The following is an 11190-nucleotide window of genomic DNA, read 5'->3' on the forward strand; positions in this document are numbered from 1 at the left end:
AAGCGACACAGACCGGACAGCGCGACAGATGGGAAGGATGAATTGCCGATGCGGCGCGTAGTAATCACTGGTCTCGGCATGGTCACGCCGCTCGGCGCGCATGTCGAGACAGTCTGGGCCAACATCCTCGCGTCGAAATCCGGCGCCGCCACTATCACCCGCTTCGACGCCACCGATTACGTCTGCCGCATCGCCTGCGAGGTCAAGCGCGGCGACGGCTCGGGCCTGACCTTTAACGCCGATACCCGCGTCGACTACAAGGTCCAGCGCCAGGTCGACCCGTTCATCACCTATGGCATCGACGCCGCCGGCCAGGCCCTCGAGGACGCCGGCCTCACCGACATGACCGAGGAACAACGCTACCGCGCCGGCTGCTCGATCGGCTCGGGCATCGGCGGCCTGCCCGGCATCGAGGAAGAATCGATCGTCCTCCACACCAAGGGCCCGCGCCGCGTCTCGCCGCACTTCGTCCACGGCCGCCTCATCAACCTCATCTCCGGCCAGGTCTCGATCAAATACGGTCTGATGGGCCCCAACCACGCCGTCGTCACCGCTTGCTCGACCGGCGCCCACGCCATCGGTGATGCGGCGCGCATGATCGCTCTCGACGATGCCGACGTCATGCTCGCCGGCGGTTCCGAAGGCGCGATCTGCCCGCTCGGTATCGCCGGTTTCTCGCAGGCCAAGGCGCTGTCGACCCACTTCAACGACACCCCCGAACGCGGCAGCCGCCCCTATGACAAGGACCGCGACGGCTTCGTCATGGGCGAGGGCGCCGGCGTCGTCTGCCTCGAGGAATACGAGCACGCCAAGGCCCGCGGCGCCAAGATCTACGGCGAAGTCATCGGCTATGGCCTGACCGGCGACGCCTGGCACGTCACCGCCCCACATCCCGAAGGCTCGGGCGCCTTCCGCTCGATGGCGATGGCGCTCAAGCGCGCCGGCCTCGACCCGTCCGACATCGACTATATCAACGCCCACGGCACCTCGACCCCGATGGGCGACGAACTCGAGCTGGGCGCCGTCCGCCGGCTGTTCGGCAGCGCCATCGAAACCGTCTCGATGTCGTCGACAAAGTCCGCCATCGGGCACCTGCTCGGCGGTGCCGGCGCCGTCGAGGCGATCTTCTGCCTGCTCGCCATGCGCGACCAGGTCGCCCCGCCGACGCTCAACCTCGATAATCCATCCGACGCCTGCATCGGCGTCGATCTCGTCCCGCATGTCGCAAAACAGCGCAAGATCAAGGCGGTGCTCAACAACAGCTTCGGCTTTGGCGGCACCAACGCGACGCTGGTGATGCGCGCCATCTGATGCGCGCATGATCCGCAGGGCCGCCTTCGCCTTCATCGGGCTATTGCTGTTCATCGGCCTGCCGCTGCTGGTGGCGCCGTGGTTCGGCTGGGGCATGGTGCCGGGGCGCGGCGTCCCCTTCACCGTCGAAAAGGGCCAGTCACTGACCGCGGTCGCGCAGAATCTCGACCGCGGCGAGCTGATCGACGCGCCGCGCCAGTTCCGCATCCTCGCCCGCCTGCTCGGCAACGACGCCCCCGTCCAGGCCGGCCGCTATCGCCTGCGCCAGGGCCTCGGCTGGCGCCATTATCTCGAGACCCTGCAAAACGGCGACGTCGAGCGCGCCTTCATCACGATCCCCGAAGGCCTGCCCTCGGTCATGGTCGCCGACCGCCTCCTCGCCGACAAGAACCTGACCGGCGCCGTCATCATCCCAAGGGAGGGCACCGTTCTTCCCGAAACCTATGAATACCAACCCGGCGAATCGCGCGCCGCCGTCCTCGCCCGCATGCAAAGCGCCATGACCAGAACGCTCGCCGACCTGTGGAAAGCCCGCAGCAAGTCGACCGCCGTAAAATCCCCGGACGAGACCATCATCCTTGCCTCGATCGTCGAAAAGGAAACCGGCAAGGCCTCCGAGCGCCGCATGGTCGCCGGCGTCTATTCGAACCGTCTGCGGCAGGGCATCAAGCTCGATGCCGACCCCACCGTCATCTACCCGGTGACCAAGGGGCGTCCGCTCGGCCGCCGCATCCGCCGCTCCGAATTGGGGCGCGACAACGGCTACAACACCTATCTGAAGCCCGGTCTGCCGGCCGGTCCGATCGCCAATCCTGGCCGCGACAGCATCGCCGCGGTCCTCAACCCGGAACCCACCAAGGCGCTGTATTTCGTCGCCGACGGCAGCGGCGGGCACGTATTCGCCGCCACGCTCGCCGAGCACAACGCCAATGTGCAGAAATGGTATGCGCTGCGTCGCCAGCGCGGCGAAATGTGAAGGCCCAGCGCAACAGGCAACCGGTGGTCCGCGAGACACCGCGGCGGCGCAATGGGGGGCGTAACGGCAGCAAGATCGGCTTGTTCGGCATCCTCGGCCGCGTCGTCGCCATCCTTGCGCTGGTCTGGCTCGGCGGCTTCCTGTGGTTCAGCCTGACCCTCCCCGAACCAGCAGCGCTCGCCCAGAAAACCGATGCCGTGGTCGTCCTCACCGGCGGCGCCGGCCGCACCGCACGCGGGCTCGAGGTGCTGAAGGCCGGCGGCGCCGAACGCATGCTGGTCTCGGGCGTCGGCCGCTCGACCACCCGCAAGCAGCTCGCCGCCGCCGCCGGCATGCCCAAATCGCGCTTCGCCACCACCGATCTCGGCTACGAGGCCGTCGACACCCGCTCCAACGCCGAGGAAACCATGCGCTGGGTCCGCGCCAACAATTTTACCTCGATCCGCCTGGTCACCTCCGCCGGCCACATGCGCCGCGCCCGGCTCGAACTCGCCCGCGTCCTGCCCGCCAGCGTCACCGTCCTCCCCGACGCCGTCCCGACCCAACCCCAGGCCCCCAGCATCGCTGCCGAATATTCGAAATTCCTCCTCCGCCGCATCGCACTGGCGCTGGGTGCAATATGATCCCCTCAATTCGTCGCCCATTCTTATTTCGTCACCCCGGCGAAGGCCGGGGCCCATCTCCCGCTCTCCCCAAAAAGAGCCCGCGCAGCACCACCCTCCAATGACCACCACCATCGCCTTCATCCGCTCGCTGGCCTTCACCATCGCCTTCTATCTCGGCTCGATCATCATCGTCCCGCTCGTCTTGCTCAGCGGCTGGCTATTCCCCAACCACCTGCTCTTCCTGGGGCCAAAACTATGGGCCGGCTGGTTCTACTGGTGCGCGCGCTGGCTCGGCGGCATCCGCCTGCATATCGACGGCGTCATCCCCAAGGGCCCGCACCTGTTCGCCATCAAGCACGAGTCGGCCTATGAAGCGATCATGACGCTATGGCTGTTCGAACGCCCCGCCGTCGTCATGAAGGCCGAATTGCGCAAGATCCCGGTCTGGGGCGCTGCCTCGAACCGCCACGGCTCGATCTGGGTCGATCGCGCCGGCTCCGCCACCATGCTGCGCGCCATGATGAAGGCCGCACAGGCCGCCGTAGCCGCCGGTCGCCCGGTGGTGATCTTCCCTGAGGGCACCCGCAACGCCCGCGGCGCGACTCCGCCGCTCGCCGCCGGTTTCGCCGGCCTCTACAAGATGCTCAAGCTGCCCGTCGTCCCGATCGCGCTCGATACCGGCACCGTCTGGCCCAAGGCCTTCATCAAGCACCCCGGCACGATCACGCTCAAGGTCGGCGCGCCCATTCCCCCCGGCCTGCCGCGCGCCGAAATCGAATCGCGCGTCCACACCGCCATAAACGCCCTCCAACCGATCGCACCGCAATGAGCCGCCGCATCCCGCTCTGGCTGACCCTCGTCCCCCTCATCGCCGCGCTCGCGATCTACTTCTGGCTGTGGAGCGGCTGGGCGCGCGCGTTCAAGGCTGTGCTAACCCATTGGCTGCCCGGCACCGAAATCGCCGTCACCGGTTTCCCCTACCGTCTCGAATCGAACCCGGTCGCACCCAGGATCAGCCTCGGCGAGACCGTCAAGATCACCATCACCGCAGCGCAGGCCCGCATCAACCGCGGCCCGTGGCGCCCCGAACTCACCGTTATCGGCGCCGAGACACCGTCCCTGTCGGTCATCGTCAGCCCGCTGCTGTCAGCCAGCATCACCGGCAAATCCGTCCAGACCAGCGTCCACATCCAGGACGCCCGCCTGACGCGCCTGTCGAGCGTCATCACCGGCGCCGTCGCCCGCCTCGGTCTAACCGCCGCGCCGATCACCGCTGACACGCTCGAACTCCACCTGCGCGAACGTACCCCCGGCCCCAAGGCCGTCACCGGTCCCACCGAAACCCCGCGCGGGCAATTGGTCATCACCGGCAAAGCCCTGCGCCTCGGTGCCGGAGATCCTTTGTCCCTCGCCGCCGACATCACTGTCACCGGCGCCGCCCGCCTGCTCGGCTACGACGCCTGGGCCACCACCGGCACCCTCGAACTCGACAGCCTGAAACTGAGCGACCCAACCGGCGAAATCGCTTCGGCAAAAGCCACCATCACCCCCATCGGCCGCACCGGCATCCGCTTCGCCGGCACCATCGACACCGTCTGTCCGGCCACCATCGCCGCCGCCCTTCAGGCCCAACCAGCCCTCACCGAAAAACGCCTCCGCGCCCCCCTGCGCCTCACCTTCGAAGGCACACCCGCGAGCCTCCGCATAACCGGCCTCCCCGCCGACCTGGCCACCCGCGCCACCCGCAACCAACTCCCCCCCTGCCCAAAAGCCCGGGGAACGGGCGCCAAACCATAATTAGGACCTGTCATCCCGGGCTCGACCCGGGGCCCAGCTACCTTCCGCAAGCACCCACCCTCAAACCTGTCATACCAGCGAAGGCTGGTATCCAGTCCAACCGCGCGGTCAATCGCACCAGAACAGAGCATCCGTCGGCTGAGGCCGCAGCCCCAGCCGCAAAAAGCCCCTTACCCCTGCCGAGCCGCCCGACTGGCCAGCAACGCCGCAATATCCCCCGCATCGAACCCGGCCTCAGCCAGCACCGCGCTCGTATGTTCCCCCAACCGCGGCGGCACCCCTACCGGCGGCCGCTCGCCATCGAAAATCACCGGCACCCCCGGATAACGCAGCGTCCCCGCCGCCGTCGCCACATCGGCAAAGAACCCCGTCGCCATTAAATGCGGGTCGCTCTCCAAGGTCTCCAGCGCAAACACCGGCGCACACGGCACCTGTGCCGCCTCGAGCAACGAAAGCCATTCCGCCGTCGTCCGCCGCGTGATCAACTCCCCCGCAATTGCATACAATGCCCCGATATGCGTCGTCCTTGTCCCGATATCGACAAACCGCGGATCATCCACCCACTCGGCCGCGCCCGCCGCGGCAAAAAACCCGCGCCAGTGATAATCGGTATACGGCATGATGCAGACATGCCCGTCCGCCGTCGGCAACGGTTTCCGCCACGGCGCCATCGCCCGCGGATACCCCATCTCCCCCAAGGGCGGCACGAACTGATGCCCATAAAGATGCTCGACGAGGTTGAACGCCACCATCGTCTCGAACATCGGCACCTCGACGAACCCCCCGGTACCCGTCGTCTGCCGCCGCACCACCGCCGCCAGGATCGCCATTGCCGCGACCAGCCCCGAAACCTTGTCGGCGGCAATCGTCGGCAGGTACCGCGGCTCGCCCGATTGCTTCGCCATCAAATCGGCGATCCCCGACATGCCCTGGATGACATCGTCGTACGCCGGCCGCCCGCCATAGGGCCCCGCCTCGCCGAACCCGTGCAATCCGGCATAAATCAGCCGCGGGTGCCGCCCCAGCGTCTCGCCGGGATCGAGCCCCAGCGACGCCAACTTCTGCGGCCGGATCGAATGCAGCAGCACATCAGCACCCGCCAGCAGCCGGTCGAGCGCCGCGCGCCCCTCCGCCAGCTTCAAATCCAGCACAATGCCGCGCTTGCCCCGATTGACCCCGAGGAACAACGCCGACATGCCGCGCTCCAGCGCCGGCCCCGTCAGCCGCGTTGAATCCCCTTCGGGCGCCTCGACCTTGATGACATCGGCGCCGAGGTCGGCCAGCCACTGCGAACAATAAGGCCCGAACACCACCGATCCCAGGTCGATGACCCGCAGCCCCGCCAACGGCAACATCATCCGCGCCGGGTATCGCGAGCAAAATCAACGGCAGCAGGCATTTTCATGGCGTTTCCTCAGGTGAGCGCTCATTCCTAGCTGCAAATCCCGTAGCTGCGGAACGCAAAGATTGATCCCCCGCTTGCATTTTGACCGCTTTGCGTGCATTGGCCGCTGGCGCGAAGGTGCCTGCAAGCGATCCGCGGTGCTTCGGCCCCCTCTTCGATGAACGGTCCCCGATGGCATTCGGCGGACTTCTTCCGTCGAAATTCTTACTATGATGATCAAGGAACTGACATGGCCACTGGCACCGTCAAATTTTTCAACGCCACCAAGGGTTACGGCTTCATTGCTCCCGATGGCGCTTCCAAGGACGTTTTCGTCCACATTTCGGCCGTCGAGCGTGCTGGTCTTTCCGACCTGACCGAAGGCGCCAAGGTCCAGTTCGACCTCGAGAACGACCGCCAGGGTCGCGCATCGGCGGTCAATCTTTCGATGGCCTGAGGCTTTTCATGCCAAAGGAAGAAGTGATCAAGATCGAAGGCGTCATCGCCGAGATCTTGCCTGATGGCCGGTTTCGCGTCCGTCTCGAAAATGAACATGAAATCATCGCCTACACGGCGGGCAAGATGCGCAAGAACCGCATCCGCTCGATCGTCGGCGACCGGGTTCATGTCGAAATGACGCCTTATGACCTCGACAAGGGCCGCATCGTCTTCCGCGAGAAGACAGCACCCATGCCGATGAACCAGAGGCGCTTTTTCCGGCGCTAGACCACCATCGGCACTTGCCGAACGATAATGAAAAGGCGCGGGGCCAAAAGCCCCGCGCCTTTTTTATGTTTTTTCTTGTCCTCCCCCTCAAGGGGGGAGGTCGAGAGACGCGTCTTCACGCGGCCCGGGTGGGGGTGTCCCCCCGCGCCAAAAAAGCCCTCTCCACCCACATACCCCCAATCCCCCATCCCAAGGCGCAAACAACCCCGCCACAGCCCCACCACAACCCCCAAACACACCCCAAACCACCCCGCCACAAACTTGCAAACCCCCGCTTTTCCCCTAGACGCAGCCCATGTTGCCCGTCCTGGAAATCCTGCCGGCCCTAAAATCCGCGCTGGCAGCCAACGCCCCCATCGCCCTCATCGCCCCACCCGGCGCCGGCAAAACCACTGCCATCGCGCCCCAACTCCTCGCCGAACCCTGGGCCCAGGTTGGCAAGATCATCCTCCTCTCCCCCCGCCGCCTCGCCGCCCGCGCCGCTGCCGAACGCATGGCCGAACTCGCCGGCGAACCTGTCGGCCAGACCATCGGCTACCGAACTCGAATGGACAGCAAAACCAGCAGCTTGACCCGCATCGAAGTCGTCACCGAAGGCATCTTCACCCGCATGCTCGTCAGCGACCCCGAAGTCCCCGGCATCGCCGCCGTCCTCTTCGACGAAGTCCACGAACGCAGCCTCGACAGTGATTTGGCGTTGGCCCTGACTCTCGAAGTCCGCGAAGCCCTCCGCCCCGACCTGCGCCTCGTACTGATGTCCGCCACCCTCGACGGCGCCGCCTATGAAGCCATTATCCCGGGCCTCGTCCGCCTCACCAGCGAAGGCCGGATGTTCCCGGTCACCCTCCGCCATATCGGCAATAACTCATTGATCCGAATAGAAGATTCAATGGCAACCGCAATCCGCACCGCGCTTGCCGAAGACTCCGGTTCGATCCTCGCCTTCCTCCCCGGCGCCGCCGAAATCGAACGCACCGCCGAACGCCTCGAGGGACGCATCCCCGAAGACGTTGAAATCCATCGCCTTTACGGCGCCCGCGACAGCGCCGACCAACGCGCTGCCATCCGCCCCGCCCCCGCCGGCCGCCGCAAGATCGTCCTCGCCACCTCGATCGCCGAAACCTCGATCACCATCGACGGAGTCCGCACGGTCATCGATTCCGGCCTCGCCCGCCGCCCCCGCTACGACCGCGCCGTCGGCCTCACCAGGCTGGTTACCGAACGCGCCAGCCAAGCCGCAGTAACCCAGCGCGCCGGCCGCGCCGGACGCACCGCCCCCGGCGTCGCCATCCGCCTTTGGGAAGCCGGCGAGACGGCCGGACGCCCCAAGTTCGACCCCCCCGAAATCCTCGAAAGCGACCTCACCGGCCTCGTCCTCGAATGCGCCCGCTGGGGCGTCGCCGATCCGCAGGCGCTGCGCTGGCTCGATCGGCCCCCCGCCGCTGCCGTCGCCGAAGCCCGTAACCGACTGATAACGATGGCAGCCATCGACGCTTATGGCCGCCCGACCCCGCACGGCGAAGCCATTGCCGCGCTGCCGCTGCCCCCCGCGCTCGGCCATATGCTCGTCTCCGCCGCCGTCCTCGGCCTCGCACCACTCGCGGCCCGCATCGCCGTGATCATGACCGAACGCGGCCTCGGCGGCCGCAGCACCGACCTCGCCGATCGCCTCAGAATGCTTGCCCGCGACCGCACCCCCCGTGCCGAAGCCGCCCGCCGCCTCGCTGAACGCTGGGCCCGCGCCGCCGGCGGAGGCAACCGCAACGAAGGCGACCCCGCGCAAATACTCGCACTCGCTTTCCCCGACCGCGTCGCCCGCCGCCGCGGACCGCCCGGTGCCCCCTACCTCATGGCCAACGGCCGCGCCGTCACCGTCCAGCCCGACGACCCGATCGCCGCCGCCCCCTGGATCGCCGTCGCCGACGCCAGCGGCTCCGCGGCAGGCGCCCGGCTCCTCCTTGGCACCCCGATCGACGCCGCCGCGGTCGACCAACAACTTGGGCACAGCATTGAATCAAAAGCGATATTCGCCTTCGACCCCGCTACCGGCTCGATCACCGCCGAGACCGTCCGCCGCCTCGGCGCCATCGTCCTTGGCCGCTCCCCCGCCAACAATCCCGATCCCGCGCAAACATCCGCAGCGTTGCTGGAAGGCGTCCGCCAGCACGGCCTCCACCTCCTGCCCTGGGGCGAAACCAGCCTCGCCCTCCGCGCCCGCGCCGCCTTCGCCGCAACTCACGGCGACCTGCCCAGCCTGGCAGACGACCTGCTGATGAGCGATCTCGACAACTGGCTGCCGCCGCTTTTGGCCAAAAAACGGCGTCTGGACGGCATATCTGACGCCGCACTCGCGAGCGCGCTGGAGGAACTCATCGGCTGGGAAATCACCCGCCGCCTTGCCGCCTTCGCACCGATCATGTTCGAAACCCCGGCTGGCAGCCGCCACACCATTGATTATGCAGCAGAAGGCGGCCCCGCCGTCGACGTCCGTGTCCAGGCACTATTCGGCCTCGGCAAGCACCCGACAATCGCCGATGGACGCCAGCCCCTGACGCTGCGCCTGACCTCCCCCGCCGGCCGGCCGATCCAAGTTACCAAGGACTTGCCCCGGTTCTGGTCCGGCAGCTGGGCCGATGTCCGTCGCGAATTGCGCGGCCGCTACCCCCGCCACCCTTGGCCCGAAGACCCGGCCACGGCACCGCCCACCCTGCGTGTCAAACGCCCTGCCAACTAGAGCCTTGGTCTCCCGGCACCGGGCGACGTAGGAATAGCGAGGGCCCCCGCCCACGGAGCAAAGACATGCAGATTCATCGCACAGGAAGCGCCACCTGGACCGGCGGCCTCAAGGACGGCGTCGGCTCGATCTCGACCCAGAGCGGCGCGCTGACCGCCTATCCCTATGGTTTCAAAAGCCGTTTCGAAGGCGTCGCCGGATCAAACCCGGAAGAACTGCTCGGTGCCGCCCACGCCGCCTGCTTCACCATGGCGCTGTCGCTGGTGCTTGGCGAAGCCGGGATCACCGCCGAACGCATGGACACCAAGGCCATCGTCGAGCTGGCGCAAACCTCCGACGGCTTCGCCATTCCCAAGATCGAACTACAGTTGACCGCGACCATCCCCGGCACCGACGACGCGACGTTTCAGAAGCATGCAGCGACTGCCAAGGCCAATTGCCCGGTTTCCAAGCTGTTCAACGCCGAAATCACCCTCACGGCTGTGCTGGCCTGACGATCTCGTCGTCCAGCACGGCGCGCTGGACGACCCGTTCCCCCAACGCCGCCACCGCGTCACCGACCAGTTCGGCATCGATGTGGCGCCGAGCGGCAACTGCAGTGGTCAGGCTGCCGCTCGCAGGCGACGGGATCAACCAGAGCGAGAGGGTGATCCCGCCCAGCGCCAGCAGCGGCGCCAGCACACGCGTAAAGATGGAGCGCGCCACCATCAGAGCCCGAAGGTCAGGCTGACACGCGCGGCGATCGCAGCGCGGCCCTGCTGTTCCTCGGCGCTGAACTCACCTGCCATGCGGAACATCGAATTGCCGCCCACCGCGCGGATCTTGCCGACCCAGCCGTTGGTGCGCTCCTCCGGGGTCAGGGTGAAATCGGCGCCGCCTGCGAAATGTGCCGTGGTGGCCCCCAGCGCGCCGCCGACGATCTGGCGCCGGCCGCCTTCGATCTCGGTCCGGAACCAATTGTCTTCGCTTGCCTTGCCGCCGAAGTCGAGCCCGGCGGCGATCGTGCCGGAAGCCGCCAGTTCGTCGCTATTCCGCGAATTCACCATTAGATCGAACGCCTTGCCGCCACCGATCTCGGTATAGTCGCTTTCACTGAGCCGGTAATAGTCAATGGCCGCGATCGGTCGCAGCGAGAAGCGGCCGAAACGCGCTTCATAAGCGACGCCTCCGGACGCCGACCACAGCTTGCCGTTCCAGTCGGCGGTGTTCGTTCGCTCGACGACTTCACGGCCGATGGTGCCGTTGAACTGGCGCTCGCCGGCAAAGGCGATATGCGCGCCGGAAATGCGGGCATTGGCCTGGAACCCTTTCCAGTCGCCGCGCCAATAGGCGGCGAGCTCGTATTGTGCCGAATTTGCTTCGTTTTCAGTGCCGCCATCAGCATCTGTGCCGAACAACACCGCCGCGCCAAGGCCGAAATTCCCGACCCCGGTGGCAAGTTCGCCGCCGCCGGCAAGACCCCAACCGCTGACATCGAAGCCAGCCGTGCTGCCGATCGATTTGGACGTACCCCAGGCGACCTGCTGGACCCAGCCGGCGCCATTGCCGTCGGTCGCGGTTGTCAGATTGGGGTCGGCGACCATCCGCGCCGTAGCGCGCGACCCCTGGGTAACGGCCTCGAAAGTGCCGCCAGCGTGGTCGGGCAGCATCTGGAGTG

At 66.9% G+C, this 11190-nt stretch carries 12 protein-coding genes; 9 read left to right on the plus strand and 3 right to left on the minus strand.

What is annotated here, in order from left to right:
* Positions 1-48: 48 nt before the first annotated feature.
* The 5 genes from fabF to IEW98_RS10300 all read left to right on the plus strand — a co-directional run bounded on the left by fabF (position 49) and on the right by IEW98_RS10300 (position 4689).
* The gene (gene fabF, locus IEW98_RS10280) at positions 49-1311 is read left to right on the plus strand and encodes a beta-ketoacyl-ACP synthase II (protein WP_188762853.1); all 1263 of its coding nucleotides are present in this window, start codon (positions 49-51) and stop codon (positions 1309-1311) included.
* A 7-nt stretch (positions 1312-1318) separates the two neighbouring features.
* Positions 1319-2287, plus strand: a complete 969-nt coding sequence (gene mltG / locus IEW98_RS10285; protein WP_188762854.1) for an endolytic transglycosylase MltG — start codon at positions 1319-1321, stop codon at positions 2285-2287.
* Between the two features lie 23 nt (positions 2288-2310).
* A complete protein-coding gene (locus IEW98_RS10290; RefSeq protein WP_243450690.1) occupies positions 2311-2910 on the plus strand; it encodes a YdcF family protein in 600 nt (199 codons plus the stop codon).
* 100 nt (positions 2911-3010) lie between these two features.
* Positions 3011-3721 carry a lysophospholipid acyltransferase family protein gene (locus IEW98_RS10295; RefSeq protein WP_188762855.1) on the plus strand — a complete coding sequence of 237 codons (711 nt, stop codon included), beginning with the start codon at positions 3011-3013 and terminating at the stop codon, positions 3719-3721.
* Positions 3718-4689, plus strand: a complete 972-nt coding sequence (locus IEW98_RS10300; RefSeq protein ID WP_188762856.1) for a hypothetical protein — start codon at positions 3718-3720, stop codon at positions 4687-4689. Before IEW98_RS10295 ends, IEW98_RS10300 begins: the two co-directional genes overlap by 4 nt.
* Positions 4690-4859: 170 nt before the next feature.
* Here the strand turns inward: IEW98_RS10300 and IEW98_RS10305 are convergent, their stop codons facing one another.
* Positions 4860-6047 (minus strand): CaiB/BaiF CoA transferase family protein, encoded by a 1188-nt coding sequence (locus IEW98_RS10305; protein WP_207792553.1) that lies wholly within the window; start codon positions 6045-6047, stop codon positions 4860-4862.
* Positions 6048-6323: 276 nt separating this feature from the next.
* Here IEW98_RS10305 and IEW98_RS10310 point away from each other — a divergent pair, with 276 nt between their 5' ends.
* The 4 genes from IEW98_RS10310 to IEW98_RS10325 all read left to right on the plus strand — a co-directional run bounded on the left by IEW98_RS10310 (position 6324) and on the right by IEW98_RS10325 (position 10027).
* Entirely contained in the window at positions 6324-6530 is a 207-nt protein-coding gene (locus IEW98_RS10310; RefSeq protein ID WP_188762857.1) for a cold-shock protein, read from the plus strand.
* An 8-nt stretch (positions 6531-6538) separates the two neighbouring features.
* On the plus strand, positions 6539-6799 hold the full coding sequence (infA, locus tag IEW98_RS10315) for a translation initiation factor IF-1 (protein WP_152576140.1): 261 nt from the start codon (positions 6539-6541) through the stop codon (positions 6797-6799).
* 295 nt (positions 6800-7094) lie between these two features.
* Positions 7095-9533, plus strand: a complete 2439-nt coding sequence (gene hrpB / locus IEW98_RS10320) for an ATP-dependent helicase HrpB (RefSeq protein ID WP_188762858.1) — start codon at positions 7095-7097, stop codon at positions 9531-9533.
* Positions 9534-9598: 65 nt separating this feature from the next.
* On the plus strand, positions 9599-10027 hold the full coding sequence (locus IEW98_RS10325) for an OsmC family protein (RefSeq protein WP_188762859.1): 429 nt from the start codon (positions 9599-9601) through the stop codon (positions 10025-10027).
* On the opposite strand, the gene IEW98_RS10330 is transcribed toward IEW98_RS10325, so the two are convergent.
* Together IEW98_RS10330 and IEW98_RS10335 are read right to left on the minus strand one after the other, a co-directional pair.
* Complete coding sequence (locus IEW98_RS10330; RefSeq protein WP_188762860.1) at positions 10008-10241, minus strand: hypothetical protein; 234 nt, start codon at positions 10239-10241, stop codon at positions 10008-10010. The two genes, IEW98_RS10325 and IEW98_RS10330, sit on opposite strands and share 20 nt — an antisense overlap.
* Entirely contained in the window at positions 10241-11182 is a 942-nt protein-coding gene (locus IEW98_RS10335) for an autotransporter outer membrane beta-barrel domain-containing protein (RefSeq protein ID WP_188762861.1), read from the minus strand. Before IEW98_RS10335 ends, IEW98_RS10330 begins: the two co-directional genes overlap by 1 nt.
* Positions 11183-11190: the final 8 nt, after the last annotated feature.

Source organism: Sandarakinorhabdus glacialis (assembly GCF_014643455.1).
GTDB lineage: Bacteria > Pseudomonadota > Alphaproteobacteria > Sphingomonadales > Sphingomonadaceae > Sandarakinorhabdus > Sandarakinorhabdus glacialis.

What these genes read in the sequence shown, in the direction of transcription:
- infA (WP_152576140.1), top strand. Translation starts at nt 6,539, where the DNA reads ATGCCAAAGGAAGAAGTGATCAAGATCGAAGGCGTCATCGCCGAGATC.
- IEW98_RS10295 (WP_188762855.1), top strand. Translation starts at nt 3,011, where the DNA reads ATGACCACCACCATCGCCTTCATCCGCTCGCTGGCCTTCACCATCGCC.
- IEW98_RS10300 (WP_188762856.1), top strand. Translation starts at nt 3,718, where the DNA reads ATGAGCCGCCGCATCCCGCTCTGGCTGACCCTCGTCCCCCTCATCGCC.
- IEW98_RS10330 (WP_188762860.1), bottom strand. Translation starts at nt 10,241, where the DNA reads ATGGTGGCGCGCTCCATCTTTACGCGTGTGCTGGCGCCGCTGCTGGCG.
- IEW98_RS10305 (WP_207792553.1), bottom strand. Translation starts at nt 6,047, where the DNA reads ATGATGTTGCCGTTGGCGGGGCTGCGGGTCATCGACCTGGGATCGGTG.
- IEW98_RS10325 (WP_188762859.1), top strand. Translation starts at nt 9,599, where the DNA reads ATGCAGATTCATCGCACAGGAAGCGCCACCTGGACCGGCGGCCTCAAG.
- hrpB (WP_188762858.1), top strand. Translation starts at nt 7,095, where the DNA reads ATGTTGCCCGTCCTGGAAATCCTGCCGGCCCTAAAATCCGCGCTGGCA.
- IEW98_RS10335 (WP_188762861.1), bottom strand. Translation starts at nt 11,182, where the DNA reads ATGCTGCCCGACCACGCTGGCGGCACTTTCGAGGCCGTTACCCAGGGG.
- mltG (WP_188762854.1), top strand. Translation starts at nt 1,319, where the DNA reads ATGATCCGCAGGGCCGCCTTCGCCTTCATCGGGCTATTGCTGTTCATC.
- IEW98_RS10310 (WP_188762857.1), top strand. Translation starts at nt 6,324, where the DNA reads ATGGCCACTGGCACCGTCAAATTTTTCAACGCCACCAAGGGTTACGGC.
- fabF (WP_188762853.1), top strand. Translation starts at nt 49, where the DNA reads ATGCGGCGCGTAGTAATCACTGGTCTCGGCATGGTCACGCCGCTCGGC.